The organism is Streptomyces xanthochromogenes (assembly GCF_014650455.1).
In the GTDB taxonomy this organism is placed as follows: domain Bacteria; phylum Actinomycetota; class Actinomycetes; order Streptomycetales; family Streptomycetaceae; genus Streptomyces; species Streptomyces xanthochromogenes.
Genome location: NZ_BMUZ01000004.1, coordinates 495,027 through 511,217 on the forward strand (window position 1 = coordinate 495,027; position 16,191 = coordinate 511,217).

Below are 16,191 nucleotides of genomic sequence, written 5' to 3' on the forward strand. Positions count from 1 at the left end.
CTCACAGTCCGGCGTCGCAGCAGCCCTCTCGGCGCATGACCCGGCCCACCTCCAGCCAGTCCTCGGCCCGCGCCGCCGGGTGCCGCTCGTGCGGCTGGAAGGCGGACACCAGATCGGCGGTGGTGTACGGCACGCCGCCCCTGAGCACGCCCGTGGTGCGCACCAGGGAGTCGAAGTCGCCGAACGGGTCGCCGTCGACGAGGGTGAGGTCGGCGAGCTTGCCGCGCTCGACCGTGCCGAGGTCCTTGTCGAGCCCGAAGAGGCGGGCGGGGTGGACGGTCACGGTCCGCAGGGCCGCCGCCGGGGAGAGGCCGCCCAGATGGAGGGCGCGAAGCCCCAGGTGGAGGGAGAGCCCGACGGGCACGAGCGGCTGGTCCGTGCCGAGTGCGAGCAGGCCGCCGCCGTCGATCACTCGGCGGTACACGTCGATCTCCGTGCGCAGGGTGGCCAGTTGGGCCGAGGTGGGCGGCGTGCCGGCCGACTGCCGTACGGCAGCCGAGTCCCACGGCGGCATCACGGTGCTGACCCGGGGATCGTCGGCCAGGGCCGGGTCCGCGCCCAGCAGCGGCGCGGAGGTGAACGGCGTCACGATGAGGGCGAAGTCGATGCCGCGAGCCGTGTAGATCTCGAGGACGTCCTCGTAGGCCCGCCCGGTCGCGGTGGTCGCGTGGCCGAACTCGGCCCGTTGGGTGGCCAGGAGATGGGTCGTCAGATCCTGTCCGATCTGCACGCCCGGGGAGAGCAGATGGCTTCCCGAGCGCACGCCGAGTCGTTCGTGGGCGAACCGGGCGGCCTCGCGCATCAGCCAACTGGGCGCCCGTACATAGGTTTTGACGAAGTCCCAGTCGAGGGCGACGCCGCGTTCGAGGGAACGCCTCAGGCCCTCCTCGGTACGGTGGGCCCGGCCCATGCTGTAGGCGACGCGGGAGCCGTCGAGCAGTTCCCCGGTGGTCAGCAGGCGCGGCCCGGCGAGCCGGCCGGTGGCCACCGCCTCGCGAATGCGGGCCTGTTCGTAGGCGGAACCGCCGAGCGACACGGCGGTCGTGATGCCGTAGGTGAGCTGGCCGGCCGTCTGACGGCCGCCGTAGGTGCTCTGCCAGGGGTGGGTGTGGGTGTCCCAGAGCCCGGGGACCACGGTCTGCCCGGAGGCGTCGACGACGCGCCGCGCCGCACGCTTGCGGTGGGCCTCGACGGCGGCGATGCGACCCGCCCGCACCACGATGTCGACGTCCTCGCACACCGATTCGCCGGTGCCGTCCCAGAGCCGTCCGGCGTGCACCACGGTGTCCGCGGGCGTCGGCCTGCGCTGGTCGAGCGCCACCCGCACGGTACGGGCGCCACCGCCGTCGACGCCGATGAGCCGCAGCCGCGCGCCCGAGAGGTAGAGCAGCGTCCTGGAGTCGCCGGACCAGGACGGGTGGTCGGCGGGCTCCGTGGTGAGGGTGCGCGGCGTGCCCTGCGGGGTGCCGTCGGGCGCGACGGGCAGGACGCACAGCGCGGACTCCACGACGACCGCCATCCAGCGCCCGTCGGGTGACCACACGGGCCCGGAGTCGTAACGGTCGGAGATGGGGACGTGCGGGGCCACGGCGTGCAGCCGGTCGGCGCCGGTCGTGGTGTCGACCACCCGGATGACGTTGTAGCCCTCGCGGAACCGCAGGTTGAGCCGGTTGCGGTCGCACAGGGCGAGATGGCGGCCGTCCGGCGACCAGCTCGGCCGTCCCGGCAGCCCGCCCGCGGCGAGCGCCGACACCAGGACGCGTTCGGCGCCGCTCGCGAGGTCCCGCACGACGAGCCGCCCCGACATGTCGATCGAGGCGAGCCTTCCGCCGTCGGGCGAGAGCGCCGGAAACACCCGCCCGCCGGTCGCGAGCGCGCTCTCCGTCCCGTCGGAGAGGTCGTGCCGGTAGATGCCGAACAGTCCGTCGCGGTCGTCGGCGTATAGAAGTGAGCGCCCGTCGCGCGCCCAGACCGGGCCCAGCAGGTACTGCGTGGGCGCCGCCTGGCGCAGCAGCCTCGGCGGTTTGCCCCCCGAAGTGTCCGCGAGCCAGAGCGAGTTGAGGGCGGCGAAGGCGATGCTTCTGCCGTCGGGCGAGAGCGCGGGCAGATGGATGCCGCGCACCGGGCGCACCCGTTCCTCGCCGAGGTCGTACGACTTGACGGGGTAGCGCCGGCGGTCGACGGGCAGCACTCCCTCGAAGGGGATGGGCTCGGCCTCGGCGGGCTTCTCCGGGCGCACCAGCGTGAACGCGCCGTTCACGGTGAGCAGCAGTCTGCCGTCGTGCGTCCAGCGCGGAGGCGTCGGCGCGATGTCTCCGGCGACCGGAACGGGCTCGCCGTCGACGACCAGGACGCAGGAGGCATTGGGTGCCGCGGTGGTGCGCAAATAGCCGAGGCGATGGCCGTCGGGGTGCAGGGCCGGCGTCATGACCTGGGCGTTCTCGGTCTCGATGTGGACGGTGGTGACCTCGGCCGCTCCCTGGGCGGGGACGGCCGCGATGGTCTTGGCGTCCACACCGGTCCCGAACGGCGTGGTGACGCCCTTGGCGCGGACGAAGAGAATCCGCCTGCCGTCGGGCGACCAGGTCGGGTCGAAGTCCTCGAACGGGCCGTCCTGGAGCGGCCCGTCCTGGCCGGAGAGGCCGGTGAGCCGGGTGGCGCGGCCGGTGCGCAGGTCGAGTACGTGGATGCGGTACGGGCTGCCCGCCACCGGATCGCCGCCGCGTTCGGAGGAGAAGGCGATGCGCGTGCCGTCCGGCGACCAGGCGGGGCCGCGGTCGTCCCAGGGCCCTTCGGTGCGTTGGCGCACCTCGGACCCGTCGGGCCGCATGGTCCAGATGTGGTAGGTGCCGCCCTGGTACGCGCTGAACGCGATGAGCTCTCCGTCGGGGGCGTGCACGGGACGGGTGGGTTCGAGTCCGGCCGGGGTGAGCGGCTCGGCCCTGCCGCCGGCCCGGGGCAGGGACCACAGGACGTCCTGGATCTCGGCGATCAGCCGGTCCCCCGCGGGCGAGAGGCTCGCGGCGCCGTTGGTGGCGGCCGTGAAGGACAGCGAGAGCCTGGTGCGCGGCGCGGCCAGGGCCGGGGCGGGCACGACGCCGACGGCGGTGACGGCCCCGGCGGCGCCCGCGGCGGCGAGGAGTTGACGGCGGGAGAGGGAGGGGGAGGTGCGGTCGGGGTCCATGACACAGCACGCTCGCGCACCGCGTGGCGCGGGGACAACACCGCCATCACGCCAAATGGGTAAGGTCGCTCGCCAACCCCCCGATGGATCAACCCCCTTGGGCTCCGCCCGGGCCCGTCTACTGGGGCTCGAAGGACCGGATCTGGTAGCTGCCCTGGAGGTTGCCGCCCTTGCCGGACTCGGTGGACCCGACGCGCGCGTTGTAGTTGGTCTGGGTGTAGTACTGCACGCGGTGGCCGGTCTTGTTCCACAGCGAGAGGACCTTCTGGCCCTTCTGGATGAAGGAGCAGTTGTCCGCGGTGTTCGCCAGCTTGGACTGCGACCACTGACAGCGGGTTCCCCCGCCGTTCCAGCCGCTGTAGATGCAGAAGTATCCGGACGTGCAGTTGTAGGCCGCCGCTTGGGCGGGGGCCGCGGTCGCGGTGGGGACGGCGCCGAGGGCGGCGACCAGGGCCACGGAGGCGACGGCGAACGAGTGCGTACGGCGCATGGGTGGAGCACCTCTTTCTCGTCGGCGGTCCCCTGGGGCCGGGCCCCAGGGGCCGGCCGCCGAGGATCGCGCGGAAGCGGGGAGGCCACGGCCGGACGGTCGCACCGCTGGGCCCACCCCGCGAGAACACCGCCCAGTATTTCGTCGCGCCAAGCCCGCCAGCAGGGCATTTCACGCCGACCGGGCAGGTGCGGGAGCAGACGGGCGCACACTCCGGTGGTGCGCCGGGGTCCGCTCCGCGCGCCCCGCGGTCGTTCGTTGGGGCGGACGGGTGATATCCGGCGGGGTGCACGGCGGGGTGCGTGCGCGACACCCCAGGGGCATGAAAGGGAGTCCCCCAGAGACCTCATTTGTATGACAATCATTCGAGCCAGAGGAACGCACATGCCTGCCCGAGCCCTTCACGCCCAGACCACCGTGCCCACCCTCCGCAGTCCGCGTACGCGCGTCGCCGCCGTCGCCGCGCTCACCGTCGCGGGGACGCTCCTGGCGGGCGCGCCCACGGCATCCGCCGCCCCCGGCGACAACGGCGACGTCAAGATCCACTCGATGGGTACGCAGTTCACGGACCAGCGCAACGAGCCCAAGGTCTGCGGCTTCTACCTGGACGCCTTCAACTTCGACACCGTCCAGGGCGTCACGTACCAGATCAGCACCCAGCCCGTCAGGGCGGGCGGCGCGTCACTGTCCGGAACCCTCCAACTCGCCGCCGGCACCGGGCACTCCACACCTCTGACGCTGCCCGACGGGCAGTACAAGCTCGTGTGGAACATCGTCGGCGGCAAGGGCGCGGGCAAGCAGAAGGTGTTCGATGTCCAGTGCAAGACGCCCGTCTCCACCCGCGTGGCACCGCACGGCGGGGTGCCCGCGGGCGGCGGCGGTCTCGCCGAGAGCGCGGGTGTCCCGCAGGCCGGGGCGGTGGCGGGCGTGGGGCTCGTCTCGGTCGCCGGGGTGCTGTACATCCGCCGTCTGCGCCGCCGCCCCGATGGCGCAGCGTAGAGGCGCACCCCTCACCCGGCGACGGACGCGCGCCTACCGCCTGACGCGGACGGCGGCGCTGACGCTGTCCCTGGTGGTGGGCGGCGTCTGGTGGGCACAGGACGACGAGGGCCCGGCGACGACGGCCGCCGGGCCCCGCGACGGCGAGGTGACGGTCTCGTCCGCCGGTGACAGCCGGGGCCCGGCGGCCACTCGCCCGCCGGTGCCGGTCCCGCTGCCGCCGTCCCCCGCGGTGTCACTGGCGGTCCCCCACCTCGGCATCGAGGCACCGGTCGTCCCGCTCGGCCTGGACGCCCAGGGCCGCCTCACCACGCCGCCCGTGGACGACGCCAAGGTGGCGGGCTGGTACCAAGGCGGGCCGTCCCCGGGCGAGTTGGGGACTGCCGTGGCCGTCGGACACCGCGACACCAGGACCGGGCCCGCCGTCTTCGCGGCCCTGCGGACGCTGCGCCCCGGCCGCACGGTCGAGGCCCGCCGGGCGGACGGCCGGGTCGCCGTGTACACGGTGGACAGGGTCACGACGTACGAGAAGGCACGCTTCCCCGACCAGGAGGTCTACGGTTCGACGGGCCGGCCGGAGCTGCGCGTGATCACCTGCGGCGGCCGGTTCAGCACGAAGACGGGGTACGAGAGCAACATCGTCGTCTTCGCCCATCTCACCCAGGTCCGCGCCTCCCCGCTCCGGCCGGCTCATCGGGGCCAACGGTCCTAGCGGGACGCCAGTAGCGGGACGGCCGAAGTGCCGCATCTTTTCCGGCCACGGCACTAGGAACCTCAGGTCCGTCTCGCTACCCTCCGCGCATGATTTCCACGGTTGTCTGGGGCACCGGCAATGTCGGGCGTGCGGCGATACGCGCCGTCGAGGCCCATCCCGCACTGGAACTCTCCGCGGTACTCGTCCACGACCCGGCCAAGGTCGGCCGCGACGCCGCCCAACTGGCAGGCGCGGAAGGCCGGTTGGGCGTGACCGCGACCGATGACATCGCGGCCGTCCTCGCCTCGGGACCAGGCGCCGTGGTGTACGCCGCCTCCGGCGACATCCGGCCCGACGAGGCGCTCGCCGACGTGACCCGCGCGATCCGGGCCGGGGCCGTGGTGGTCACCCCCGCCCTGTATCCGCTCTACGACCACCGCAGCGCGCCGCCCGAGTTCCGGGACCCGGTGCTCGACGCCATCGCCGAGGGCGGCGGCAGCCTGTTCGTGTCGGGGGTGGACCCGGGCTGGGGCAATGACGTGCTGCCCCTGCTGATCAGCGGCCTCGGGTCCACCGTGGACGCGATCCGCTGCCAGGAGGTCTTCGACTACTCCACCTACGACCAGGAGGAGTCGGTCCGCCATCTGATCGGCATGGGGCATCCGATGGACTACGAGCCCCTGATGCTCGCGCCGTCCATCCCGACGATGGTGTGGGGCGGTCAACTCCGGCTCATGGCACGGGCCTTGGGTGTCGAGCTCGAAGAGATCCGCGAGACCCTGGAACGCCGGGCCCTCGACGCCACCGTCGCCACCCGCACGATGGGCACCTTCGAGGCGGGTACACAGGGCGCGGTCCGGTTCGAGGTGCAGGGCATCGTCGACGGCGAACCGCGCATCGTCATCGAGCACATCACCCGTATCCACCCCTCCTGCGCCCCGGACTGGCCGGCGCCGCCCGACGGCGGCGACGGGGCGCACCGCGTCGTGATCGAGGGGCGCCCGCACATCGAGGTCACCGTCGAGGCCACCGACGAGGGCGAGAACCGCTCGGCGGGCGGCAACGCCACCGCGGTGGGCCGTCTGGTGAACGCCATCGACTGGCTCGCCGAGGCGGAGCCCGGGCTCTACGACGCGCTCGACGTCCCACTGCGCCCGGCAGTCGGCAGGCTCGGAAGGAAACAACGATGATGAGGATCGACATCCCCGAGGGCCAGGAGCCCATCGGGTACGTGTGGGGCGACATGGTCCCCGGCATCGGCATGGCCGCCGCGAACTTCTCCCTGTCCGTCTACGCCCATACGACCCTGGGGTTGCGGGAGTTCGAGGCGGCCAGGCTGCGCATCGCGCAGATCAACGGCTGCCAGTTCTGCCTGGACTGGCGCACCGACCGGGACGGCGAGAAGGTCGAGGAGGGCTTCGCGGACGCGGTCGCCGAGTGGCGCACCACCGACGCCTTCGACGACCGCACCCGGCTCGCCGCCGAGTACGCCGAGCGGTACGCGGTGGACCACCACGGGCTCGACGAGGAGTTCTGGGCGCGGATGACCGCGCACTACAGCCAGGTGGAGATCGTGGAGCTGAGCATGAGCCTCGGGTCGTGGCTGGCGTTCGGCCGGCTCAACCACGTGCTCGGCCTCGACTCCGTGTGCGTCCTTCCGACGCACTGAAACGGGGCCGCCCGGCGTCCCGGGCGGCCCCGCGTTCTGCCGTCACCTGAGGTCGACGGCGATGATCTTCTCGATGTTCCGTTCGGCGAGCGCCGTGATGGTGACGAACGGATTCACGCTGGTGTTGCCCGGGATGAGCGAGCCGTCGATGACGTAAAGGCCCGGATACCCCTGCAGCCGCCCGTAGTTGTCGGTGGCCTTGTTCAGCACCGCACCGCCCAGCGGGTGGTAGGTGAGCGTGTCGTTCCAGATCTTGTAGACGCCGAACAGGTCGGTCCGGTAGATCGTCCCCTCGGTGGCGTTGATCTTGTCGAAGATGCTCTTCGCCATGTCGATGGACGCCTGCTTCCAGGCCGTCTGCCAGTCCAGGTCGACCCGGCCGGCCGTGGGGTTCCAGGAGAACGTGCCGCGGTTGGGGTTCTTGGTGATCGACAGGTAGAACGAGGCGTACGTCTCGATGCCGGTGGGCAGCGGCGCCACCTCGGCGAACGCGCCTCCCGCGTTCCAGTTGTCGATGCCGCCGCACGGGATGGACGCCTGGACCTTGCCGGTGGGGTCCCACATGTAGTTGGCCCGGCCGCACATCACGTTGCCGTTGTCGCCCCAGCCCCGGCCGATCTCGCCGTTCAGGTTGGGCAGGGCGCCGGTGGCCTTCAGCTTGACGAGGAGCTTGCTGGTGCCGACGCTGCCCGCCGCGAAGAACACCTTGTCCGCCGTGACGGTCTTGGTGGCGGTGACGTCGCCGTTGGTGTTGAGCTGCTCGATGACGACGGTGTAGCTGCCGCCGGACCCGGGCGAGACCGAAGTCACCCGGTGCAGCGGGGAGATGGTGACCCGGCCGGTCGACCTGGCCTGGGCCAGATAGGTCTTCTGCAGGGACTTCTTGCCGTAGTTGTTGCCGTACAGGATTTCGCCCGCCACGGCCGACTTGGGGACCGTCCCGGCCGACTCCTGCTTCATGTAGTCCCAGTCGTACACGTCGGGCACGAACACGAAGGGGAAGCCGGAGCGCTGGGCCTGCTTGCGGCCGACGCGGGCGAACTGGTAGCAGTCCACCGTGTCGAACCAGGCCGGGTCGATGAGCCCCGAGCCGAGCCCGGCGTTGGCGCGCGGATAGTAGGTGTTGTACATCTCGTCGGGGTTGACCGACGGGAGGATGGCGCCGAAGTTCTCCCGCTTGGGCGTGACCGCCATGCCACCGTTGACCAGCGAGCCGCCCCCGACGCCCCGGCCCTGGTAGACGGTGATGCCGCTGAAGTCCTCGGCGTCCAGAATCCCCGTGTAGCGGGGGATGTCCCGGTCGATCGGGATGCCGAAGAAGTTGCTCAGGGGCTGCTTGGTCTTGGTCCGCAGCCAGTACGAGCGGTAGTCCGGCGAGGTCGTGTTGCAGAAGATCTTGCCGTCCGATCCGGGCGTGTCCCAGGCCATGCCCATCTCGACCATCTGCACGTCGACGCCGGCCTGGGCGAGGCGCAGCGCCGCGACCGAACCGCCGTACCCGGTACCGATCACGAGGGCCGGGACGCGTGCGCCGTCGCCGATCGCGGCGGCCCTCGCGCTGGTGCCGGCGAAGGCGGACGAGCCGTGCCCCACCAGCGCCGCAGCGCCGAGAATAGAACCTGTTCCAGCGATGAATCTGCGCCGCGAAACACCCTCGGAACCCGAATGTTGCATGGTAGTGTCACTCATGTGACATTCCTCACTCTCGATGGAGTGAGAACAGGTTCTACTGGCGCAGGCGTGATAAGTCACTAGATACCTAGGGGTAACTTCTGGCTTGTTACGCGCTCTTGAACGGGGGCGGTGCGGGCCGGCGGTCCACCGGGGTCACCGGCGTACGGATCGCGACCGGGGTACGGCGCGGACCGGACCACGGGGCCGGTACGGCGTCGATGTCCCGCGCCAGACGCTGGGCGAGCTCCTCGTAGTTGACCCGCCAGCCCCGGAAGTGCGGCCATGCCTCCTCGGGGCTCCGCTCGGTGGGATAGCCCTGCTCCCGCATCCGGGCCACCCCGACGAGGAAGTCCTCGTAGGTGAGTTCGAGCGGGCCTTCGGGGTGCGGGTCGGCGTCGTAGGCGATGCCCTGCATGTCGGCGATGTCGCGCAGACAGACGAAGCCCGCGCGCAGCGCCATGCGCACCTCGGACTGCGGATGGGACGGATTGAAGGCGAGGCGCAGCGCGGCCGCGTCCATCACCGCGAGGAGGGCGATCAGCCAGTTGCGGGTGGCCTTCGGGGAGCGGAAGTGGATGAGTACGGGGTAGGTCGTGTGGCTCTCGCCGACCTCCGCGCTCCACCGCTCCCAGCTGCGGAACAGCTCGCCGACGCTGTTGACGACGTCGACCTGGGCGTACCGGGCGAGGATCTCCGGTCCCCAGGGCGGGCTGCCCGCACGTGCCTGGAGCAGCGTGACCTCGGTTTCGCGGCGTTGGTAGGCCGCGTACAGGGTGGGCAGATAGCCGATCTGGAGGCCGATGACGATGGGCCCGGTGGCCGCCGCGCAGAAGTCGATGGCGTTCAGGGAGGCCCGGTTGCCGGCGGCGAAGCCGAGGGTGAAGAGGGAGGAGCCGGACTCGGTGAGCGACTCACGCAGACCGAGGCCGCTGACCGCAGCCTCCAGCAGCCCGTATCCGACCATGAAGCAGAACAGCCAGCCCATCAGGGTGATCACGATGGACAGTGGGGCGACGGGCGCGAGGACCCGGTCCTTGGTCTCCGCTCCGCGCGCCAGGTCCGCCACCCGCTGGAAGGGCCACCGTACCGCCTGCTGCACGATCCGGGTGAAGCTGGACCGGGTCGGCCGCGGAATCACCAGGGTGCGCAGCACCGAGGAGAAGATCCCGAGCACGAGGACGGCGCCGAGGACGCCGAACACTGCTCTCACCTGGACTTGTTCCTTTCCCGTACGCCGGGCGGATGTTGCCGCCGCCCGGCCAGAGGAAGGTTACGTCGCCCCGGAGCGGGCGGGCCGCAGGCCCCGTTGTCACAAGCCGTGCCGCCGGTCGCCGAGCACCACCTCGCACACCTCGCGCTCCAACCGGGCGGAGAACGGCGCCCCGGCGAGCCGCGCACGGCGGGCCGCGACGGCCGCGCGGGTCTCCTCCGCGATCAGGTCGCCGTTGATCGCGGCACCGGCCCGCACCCCGGCGGCCGCGGCCGCGACGACCTGGTCGGTCGGGCTCGCCACGTTGCCCGCCACCCAGACGCCGGGCACCTCGGTGGCGCCGGTCGGGTCGGCGGCGATGTGGGCGCCGATGACGGTGCCGCCCATCTCCAGGTCGGTGGGCGCGATCCCGAGCGAGGAGAGGACTCCCGCCCTGGGCGTCAACTTCCCTGCCACGACCAGAACCTGACGATCCATCAGCGTGCCGTCCGCGAGACGTACGCCCGTCAGACGTCCGTCGCGCGTCGCGAGGGAGGCGACCTCCCCGACCACGACGCCGATACCCCGGGCGGACAGTTCCTCGCAAGCGCGTTCGTCCAACTCGTCCATGGTGTGCACGAAGAGCGTGATGTCCTCGCTCCACTGCCGCCACAACAGGGCCTGGTGCACCCCGAGCGGACCGGTGCCGAGCACCCCAACGGCCCGGTCCCGCACCTCCCAGCCGTGGCAGTACGGGCAGTGCAGCACGTCGGTGCCCCACAGCTCGGCGAGCCCGGGGACATCGGGGAGTTCGTCGACGAGGCCGGTGGTGACCAGGAGCCGGCGACCCTGTACGCGGGTGCCGTCGGCGAGGTCGACCCGGAAGGCTTCGCCCTCACGCCGGGCGGCGATGGCATGGCCCTGCCTCAACTCGACTCCGTAGCCGCGCACTTCGGCTCGTGCAGCGGCCAGCAGCTCACCGGGGGCGGTGCCCTCGTGGCCGAGGTAGGCGTGGACCGCGGCGGCCGGCGCGTTGCGGGGCTCCCCCGCGTCGACCACCAGGACCGAACGCCGGGCCCGGCCGAGCGTGAGCGCCCCGCTCAGTCCAGCGGCACCGCCGCCGATCACCACGATGTCGTGGATCTCCGGCCGGGCACCTCCGGGTGTGCTGTTCATGGCGTGTTCCGTTCGCTCGTTCATGTGTCCCACCTCCATGCCGCGATGGTGTGCCCGGACCTGCCCGGTTGACAAAACATCTTGCCGATACGGCAAATAGGAGCATGGCTCAGGACGACGTCACCGATGTACTGACCGGCGTGGGACCGCGCCTGCGGTCCCTGCGACAGGCGCGCGGCAGCACGCTCACCCAGGTGGCGGAGGCGACCGGGATCTCCCTGAGCACCCTGTCCCGCCTGGAGTCGGGGCAGCGCAAGCCGACCCTGGAGCTGCTGCTTCCACTGGCCCGTGAGTACCGGGTGCAGCTCGACGAGCTGGTCGGGGCGCCCGCCACCGGCGACCCGCGCATCCACCCGAAGCCCTTCACCCGCTACGGCCAGACCTTCGTGCCGCTGACCCACTACCTGGGCGGGCTGCACGCCTACAAGCAGATCGTGCCGCCCCGGCAGGCCCCCGACGGCGTACGGCCCGAGCTCAACGTGCACGAGGGCTACGAGTGGCTGTACGTCCTGTCGGGCCGACTGTGGCTGGCGCTGGGCGACCGCGACCTGGTGCTCGGCGCGGGCGAAGCCGCCGAGTTCGACACCCGCACCCCCCACGGCTTCGCCAACGCGGGCGACCGGCCGGTGGAGTTCCTCTCCCTGTACGGCGCGCAGGGCGAGCGCATGCACGTACGGGCGCGGCCCAGCGAGGGCTGAGCCGGGCCGGTCGACCTCCGCGGGTTACGGGCGGCGGCGGGGCTTGCCGCGCTTGGCGGCGCTCTTCGGGGCGCCGGAACCACCGCGGGCGTTCTTGCCGCCCGCCTTGGCCGCCTTGCCACCGGTCTTGCCCGCTGCGGGCTTGCGCGGGGCGCCGCTCTTGTCGGCGCGCTTCTCCTTCGGCTTGGGCGGAGTGGGCGTGCGGCCACGGGTGCTGTTCACGGTACGGCCGCGGACGATCCCGATGAACTCCTCCACCAGGTCCGGGGTGACCTCCGCCTCCGGCCACGACAGGGCGACGCGGGACTCCGGCACACCCGTGATCGTCCGGTAGGTGAGGTCCTTGCGGTGGTACAGGCGGGCCAGCGACTGCGGCACGACGAGCAGACCCACCCCGGCGGCCACCAGCTCGACGGCGTCCTCGGTGGTGGCGGGGCGCTCGAAGGCGGGCAGGCCCGGCGGGCGCTCCCAGTCCAGGGTGTCGTCCAGGGGGTGCAGCACGATCTCGTCGGCCAGCTCGTCTGCGGACACCTCTTCGACGGCGGCGACGAGGTGGTCCTTGGGGACCACGACGACCGTCGTCTCGGTGTAGAGGGGGATCGCGCTGAGATCCGTGCGGTCGATCGGCAGCCGTACGAACCCGGCGTCCGCTCCCCGGCCGCGCAGCATGTCGGGTGCCTCGGCCGCGGAGACCGTGCTGAGGGTGAGGGGGACGTCCGGCAGCCGCTCGTTCCAGATCCGCACCCACTTGCTCGGCGTCACACCAGGAACATAGGCGAGCCGGAACGATGGGGGTTCTTCCGAGCCTGTCACTCCGCCAGGTTACCGGTCGTGGTCGGCGGTATCGCACACGCTCGCTACTCTTGGGACCATGACGTCGCACCAGACCACCCAGACGATGAAGCCCGCGACCGCGGCGAAGAAGCTGGGTGTGTACCTTGAGGCCACCCCCGCAGAGTTCCAGGAGGGAGTCGTCTCGCGCAGTGAACTGAACGCCCTGCAGGCCGACCCGCCCCAGTGGCTCCAGGACCTGCGACGCACCGGCCCGCACCCCCGGCCCGTGGTCGCCGCGAAGCTCGGCGTCTCCATCGCGGGCCTCGCCCGTGGCGGAGTCACCGAGGCCCTCACCACGGAGCAGATCGACGCGCTGAAGCAGGACAACCCCGAGTGGCTGCAGAAGGAGCGCACCACTCAGGCCGAGGTCCGCAAGGAGTCGGTCCGCATCAAGGAGAAGAACAAGGAGAAGGAAGCGCGTCAGGCCGACGGCCCCCGCTCCTGACCCACCCCGGCGTCCCCGACGCCACCGCCGCGTACACCCAGTGCCGCCGCCCGTTTGCCCCGCATCCGGTCGGCGGCACTGTGCGTGGGGCCGCGGCAGCCCGCGCTCGCGCCCGTCGCCGGCGCCCCGCTTTCCGCGTGGTCCGCGTCGTCCGCGCCGTCCGCCAGGCAGGCCTGTTCAGCTGAAACTGGACAGTCTGGACTGAAGAACTTACGGTGACGACATGGAAGACACCGCCGACGGCATCTCCGCGTCCGCCCTTCGCGCGGCACGCGACCTGCGGGTGGCGTTCAGCAGGCTGCGGCGACGGCTGCGAGAGGTCGCGGACACCCAGGACCTCACGCCCTCGCAGGTGTCCGCGCTCGCCCTCGTCGAAAAGGGCGGAGCTGCCTCCGCCAGCGCACTGGCGGCCACTGAAGGCGTACGCCCCCAGTCGATGGCCGCCACTCTCGCCGCGCTCGACCAGCACGGCCTGATCCGGCGCAGCCAGGATCCGCGGGACGGCCGCCGCCAGTTGGTCACCCTCACCGAGGCGGGCCGCGAGCGCGCCGAGGGAAATCGGCAGGCCCGCGCCGAGTGGCTCACCCAGGCCTTCCAGGACCGCTACACCGAGGAGGAGCGCGCCACGATCTCCGAGGCGATGGCCCTCCTCGAACGGCTCGGCGAGCCGTGATCCCGGACGCCGACCGGCCACCGGTCCGGGGCGTCCGCCACGACCACTGGCCCCACCCCCTCAACAGGCCCTGAAATCAGAGCAGTTGAGCGAATCACGTACACGCAGGAAAGGCACCACCATGGCTCTCACCACGCTCGACCAGAACACGGCGCTCGTCGTCATCGACCTTCAGCGGGGCATCGTCGCCGCCCCTACCGAGCCGTACTCCGCCGCCGATGTCGTGGCCCGCTCGGCCGAACTGGCCGACGCCTTCCGCGCGCACGGGCTCCCCGTCGTCCTGGTCCGCGTCTCGTTCGCCCCCGACGGCGCGGACGCTCCCCGGGGCCGTACGGAGAACGCCGGGCACGGCGGGCAGCCGCCGCAGGGCTGGGACGTCATCGTCGACGAGATCGCCGGGCACCCCGGGGACATCACCGTCACCAAGCGCAACTGGGGCGCTTTCCACGGCACCGACCTCGACCTCCAGCTGCGCCGCCGAGGTGTCACCCAGATCGTGCTGACCGGCGTGGCCACCAGCATCGGCGTCGAGTCGACCGCCCGGGCCGCGCACGAGCACGGCTACCACGTCACCCTGGCCACCGACGCGATGACGGACCTGAACGCGGACGCGCACCGCAACAGCGTCGAGCGGATCTTCCCCCGCCTCGGCGAGTCCGGCACGACGGCCGAGATCGGCGAGCTGCTGGCCAAGACCCGCTCCGCCTGAGGCTCCGCGCAGGGGCGGGGCCTGCGGGCGCCACGCATCCCGGGCGCCCTGGGTACACCGGCGCCGTGGCTCTCAGGTGTCCTTGGCGGGGTGACCGGCGTCGATGTCCGCGCCGTCGCTCAGCCGGAACGGCTGCCGGTCGCCGGGTCCCGCCGACGCCTCGGCCGGGGCGAGCAGGAAGCCGACATGGTCCCCGCCCTCGACGCGGCTCTCCACCCGCCCCACGAACCACGTCGGCACCGCGTCGAGCAGCGCCGTGCCCGCGGGGCCCTCGCGCCAGGCGAGGCCGGCGAACTTGTCCACCTCGTCGCCCGTACGGCCACCGAATCGCTCGGCCAGGTCGTGCTGGGCGCGGCCCAGCAGGTGCACGGCGAGGAATTCGGCCGAACTCGCCACGCGGTAGGTCCTGTTGGCAGTGGACAACCACACCATGAAGCGCACTGGTTCGATCGAGCACTGCGAGGCGAACCCCACGAGGCACCCGGCGCGCTCCTCACCCGCCACCGCCGTCACGACGTACATCGGGTAGTCCAGGCGGTCGAGGAACTCATCCATGCCGGTCACACCGCTCAACTCCTCACCTCGTCCTGCGTGGACCGACAAACAACCGACCACACGCGTACCCCGCGGCACGCCCCGGGGCGGCCGATCGGCCGAAAGGATCGACTCGGGCGGGCAGGCCGTGTGTAGGGGCGGGGGCCGGGGGCACCCGGGCGTTGCGCGGACGCGGCGCCGTGCGTCAAGGGCGCCCGCCGTCCGCATCCGCACCCATCGTCCATACGAAGGGACCGTTCCACCATGGCGAACATCTGGGCCTACCCCGAGGCAGCCGCGTACCAGCCGGGCACCGACCTCACCGGCTACAAGGTCGAAGCGACCGACGGAAGCATCGGCAAGGTCGACAAGTACTCGGAGGAGGTCAGCTCCTCGTACATCGTCGTCGACACCGGCCCGTGGATCTTCGGCAAGTCCGTCCTGCTGCCGGCCGGGGTCCTCACGCGCATCGACCCGACCGAGAAGAAGATCTACGTCGCGTGCGCCAAGGAACAGATCAAGAACTCCCCCGAGTTCGACAAGGAGAAGCACCTCGGAGACCCGGCCTACCACGAGCAGGTCGGCGGCTACTACGGGCGCCCGCACAACTGACGCCCCCTCACGATGCCCGGCCGCCAACCGCGGCCGGGCATCGGCATGTCGAGCCGCACCGGCGTCAGGGGGCGGCGAGCCACTCTTCGAGTACGGCCTCCCGCTCGCGCGAGCGCAGCAGGCCGGTCACGTCCCGCGCACCCCACCACCGGCTCGGGAGGGCGGGCGAGGAGGTGCCCTCGACGAAGCGGGTGAGGAGCGCGTGCGAGAGGTCGACCTCCCGCCGGGTGTAGGCGGTCGCGGCGCCGGACGGGACGAGCACCTCGACGCGGGCGCCGTCGCGGGTGCCGACCGCCACCGTCATCATCTCGGGGCTGCCGGGCATCCACAGGTCGAGGGCGGCCGCGGCCACCGTCGCGGCTCGGCCGGCCCATCGCACCCCGGCCGAGCGGACAGGCGCCCCGGTCACCGTCAGGGCGGTCACCTCGCCCCAGGGCCACTGCCCCGCGGCGGGCCCGGTCACCCGCAGCACCTCGGGCGTGAGAAGCACCTCCGCCGTCGCCGTCGCGCCGGGCGTGCCCAGGTGGACGTTCTCCGCGTCGATCCAGAAGAGACCGACCATGCAGCCCGCCTTCCGCGGGGCCGGTGGCGTGGGTGCCGATTCCAAGGCG

General features: G+C 72.0%; 17 protein-coding genes. 9 read left to right on the plus strand and 8 right to left on the minus strand.

From position 1 onward, the window contains the following. Nucleotide 1: 1 nt before the first annotated feature. Nucleotides 2-3,184, minus strand: a complete 3,183-nt coding sequence (locus IE267_RS13235) for an amidohydrolase family protein (protein ID WP_189763318.1) — start codon at nucleotides 3,182-3,184, stop codon at nucleotides 2-4. A gap of 118 nt (nucleotides 3,185-3,302) precedes the next feature. After that, a complete protein-coding gene (locus IE267_RS13240) occupies nucleotides 3,303-3,674 on the minus strand; it encodes a peptidase inhibitor family I36 protein (protein WP_189763319.1) in 372 nt (123 codons plus the stop codon). 384 nt (nucleotides 3,675-4,058) lie between these two features. On the opposite strand from IE267_RS13240, the gene IE267_RS13245 reads away from it, so the two are divergent. The 4 genes from IE267_RS13245 (at nucleotide 4,059) to IE267_RS13260 (ending at nucleotide 7,036) form a co-directional block, all read left to right on the plus strand. Beyond that, a complete protein-coding gene (locus tag IE267_RS13245) occupies nucleotides 4,059-4,673 on the plus strand; it encodes a hypothetical protein (protein WP_229861089.1) in 615 nt (204 codons plus the stop codon). Further along, nucleotides 4,660-5,385, plus strand: coding sequence for a class F sortase (locus IE267_RS13250; protein ID WP_189763320.1), 726 nt, complete (start codon nucleotides 4,660-4,662; stop codon nucleotides 5,383-5,385). Before IE267_RS13245 ends, IE267_RS13250 begins: the two co-directional genes overlap by 14 nt. Nucleotides 5,386-5,474: 89 nt before the next feature. Beyond that, a complete protein-coding gene (locus IE267_RS13255) occupies nucleotides 5,475-6,557 on the plus strand; it encodes an NAD(P)H-dependent amine dehydrogenase family protein (protein WP_189763321.1) in 1,083 nt (360 codons plus the stop codon). Beyond that, nucleotides 6,557-7,036 carry a carboxymuconolactone decarboxylase family protein gene (locus IE267_RS13260; protein ID WP_167162441.1) on the plus strand — a complete coding sequence of 160 codons (480 nt, stop codon included), beginning with the start codon at nucleotides 6,557-6,559 and terminating at the stop codon, nucleotides 7,034-7,036. Before IE267_RS13255 ends, IE267_RS13260 begins: the two co-directional genes overlap by 1 nt. A gap of 42 nt (nucleotides 7,037-7,078) precedes the next feature. Here the strand turns inward: IE267_RS13260 and IE267_RS13265 are convergent, their stop codons facing one another. The 3 genes from IE267_RS13265 to IE267_RS13275 form a co-directional block, all read right to left on the minus strand. Beyond that, nucleotides 7,079-8,725, minus strand: a complete 1,647-nt coding sequence (locus tag IE267_RS13265; RefSeq protein ID WP_189763322.1) for a GMC oxidoreductase — start codon at nucleotides 8,723-8,725, stop codon at nucleotides 7,079-7,081. 91 nt (nucleotides 8,726-8,816) lie between these two features. Beyond that, complete coding sequence (locus tag IE267_RS13270; protein ID WP_189763323.1) at nucleotides 8,817-9,920, minus strand: hypothetical protein; 1,104 nt, start codon at nucleotides 9,918-9,920, stop codon at nucleotides 8,817-8,819. Nucleotides 9,921-10,019: 99 nt separating this feature from the next. Continuing rightward, entirely contained in the window at nucleotides 10,020-11,099 is a 1,080-nt protein-coding gene (locus tag IE267_RS13275; protein WP_229861091.1) for an NAD(P)/FAD-dependent oxidoreductase, read from the minus strand. An 80-nt stretch (nucleotides 11,100-11,179) separates the two neighbouring features. Here IE267_RS13275 and IE267_RS13280 point away from each other — a divergent pair, with 80 nt between their 5' ends. Then, on the plus strand, nucleotides 11,180-11,773 hold the full coding sequence (locus tag IE267_RS13280) for a helix-turn-helix domain-containing protein (RefSeq protein ID WP_189763325.1): 594 nt from the start codon (nucleotides 11,180-11,182) through the stop codon (nucleotides 11,771-11,773). A 24-nt stretch (nucleotides 11,774-11,797) separates the two neighbouring features. Here the strand turns inward: IE267_RS13280 and IE267_RS13285 are convergent, their stop codons facing one another. Beyond that, nucleotides 11,798-12,586, minus strand: coding sequence for a LysR family substrate-binding domain-containing protein (locus tag IE267_RS13285; protein WP_167162233.1), 789 nt, complete (start codon nucleotides 12,584-12,586; stop codon nucleotides 11,798-11,800). 58 nt (nucleotides 12,587-12,644) lie between these two features. Here IE267_RS13285 and IE267_RS13290 point away from each other — a divergent pair, with 58 nt between their 5' ends. From IE267_RS13290 to IE267_RS13300, 3 genes are all read left to right on the plus strand, one after another. Then, the gene (locus IE267_RS13290) at nucleotides 12,645-13,052 is read left to right on the plus strand and encodes a DUF5997 family protein (protein ID WP_161253407.1); all 408 of its coding nucleotides are present in this window, start codon (nucleotides 12,645-12,647) and stop codon (nucleotides 13,050-13,052) included. 223 nt (nucleotides 13,053-13,275) lie between these two features. Then, complete coding sequence (locus IE267_RS13295) at nucleotides 13,276-13,725, plus strand: MarR family winged helix-turn-helix transcriptional regulator (protein ID WP_167162235.1); 450 nt, start codon at nucleotides 13,276-13,278, stop codon at nucleotides 13,723-13,725. Between the two features lie 121 nt (nucleotides 13,726-13,846). Next, nucleotides 13,847-14,434: a hydrolase gene (locus IE267_RS13300; RefSeq protein WP_189763326.1), complete on the plus strand. Its 588-nt coding sequence runs from the start codon at nucleotides 13,847-13,849 to the stop codon at nucleotides 14,432-14,434. Nucleotides 14,435-14,506: 72 nt separating this feature from the next. Here IE267_RS13300 and IE267_RS13305 read toward each other — a convergent pair whose 3' ends face one another. Beyond that, entirely contained in the window at nucleotides 14,507-14,998 is a 492-nt protein-coding gene (locus IE267_RS13305) for a flavin reductase family protein (RefSeq protein WP_189763327.1), read from the minus strand. A gap of 234 nt (nucleotides 14,999-15,232) precedes the next feature. Here IE267_RS13305 and IE267_RS13310 point away from each other — a divergent pair, with 234 nt between their 5' ends. Next, a complete protein-coding gene (locus tag IE267_RS13310; protein ID WP_167162239.1) occupies nucleotides 15,233-15,580 on the plus strand; it encodes a PRC-barrel domain-containing protein in 348 nt (115 codons plus the stop codon). Between the two features lie 64 nt (nucleotides 15,581-15,644). Here the strand turns inward: IE267_RS13310 and IE267_RS13315 are convergent, their stop codons facing one another. Beyond that, nucleotides 15,645-16,142, minus strand: coding sequence for a hypothetical protein (locus IE267_RS13315; protein ID WP_189763328.1), 498 nt, complete (start codon nucleotides 16,140-16,142; stop codon nucleotides 15,645-15,647). Nucleotides 16,143-16,191: the final 49 nt, after the last annotated feature.

Coding starts and splice junctions, on each gene's coding strand:
- IE267_RS13235 (WP_189763318.1), bottom strand. CDS start 3,184: ATGGACCCCGACCGCACCTCCCCCTCCCTCTCCCGCCGTCAACTCCTC.
- IE267_RS13240 (WP_189763319.1), bottom strand. CDS start 3,674: ATGCGCCGTACGCACTCGTTCGCCGTCGCCTCCGTGGCCCTGGTCGCC.
- IE267_RS13245 (WP_229861089.1), top strand. CDS start 4,059: ATGCCTGCCCGAGCCCTTCACGCCCAGACCACCGTGCCCACCCTCCGC.
- IE267_RS13250 (WP_189763320.1), top strand. CDS start 4,660: ATGGCGCAGCGTAGAGGCGCACCCCTCACCCGGCGACGGACGCGCGCC.
- IE267_RS13255 (WP_189763321.1), top strand. CDS start 5,475: ATGATTTCCACGGTTGTCTGGGGCACCGGCAATGTCGGGCGTGCGGCG.
- IE267_RS13260 (WP_167162441.1), top strand. CDS start 6,557: ATGAGGATCGACATCCCCGAGGGCCAGGAGCCCATCGGGTACGTGTGG.
- IE267_RS13265 (WP_189763322.1), bottom strand. CDS start 8,725: ATGAGTGACACTACCATGCAACATTCGGGTTCCGAGGGTGTTTCGCGG.
- IE267_RS13275 (WP_229861091.1), bottom strand. CDS start 11,099: ATGAACGAGCGAACGGAACACGCCATGAACAGCACACCCGGAGGTGCC.
- IE267_RS13280 (WP_189763325.1), top strand. CDS start 11,180: ATGGCTCAGGACGACGTCACCGATGTACTGACCGGCGTGGGACCGCGC.
- IE267_RS13290 (WP_161253407.1), top strand. CDS start 12,645: ATGACGTCGCACCAGACCACCCAGACGATGAAGCCCGCGACCGCGGCG.
- IE267_RS13295 (WP_167162235.1), top strand. CDS start 13,276: ATGGAAGACACCGCCGACGGCATCTCCGCGTCCGCCCTTCGCGCGGCA.
- IE267_RS13300 (WP_189763326.1), top strand. CDS start 13,847: ATGGCTCTCACCACGCTCGACCAGAACACGGCGCTCGTCGTCATCGAC.
- IE267_RS13310 (WP_167162239.1), top strand. CDS start 15,233: ATGGCGAACATCTGGGCCTACCCCGAGGCAGCCGCGTACCAGCCGGGC.
- IE267_RS13315 (WP_189763328.1), bottom strand. CDS start 16,142: ATGGTCGGTCTCTTCTGGATCGACGCGGAGAACGTCCACCTGGGCACG.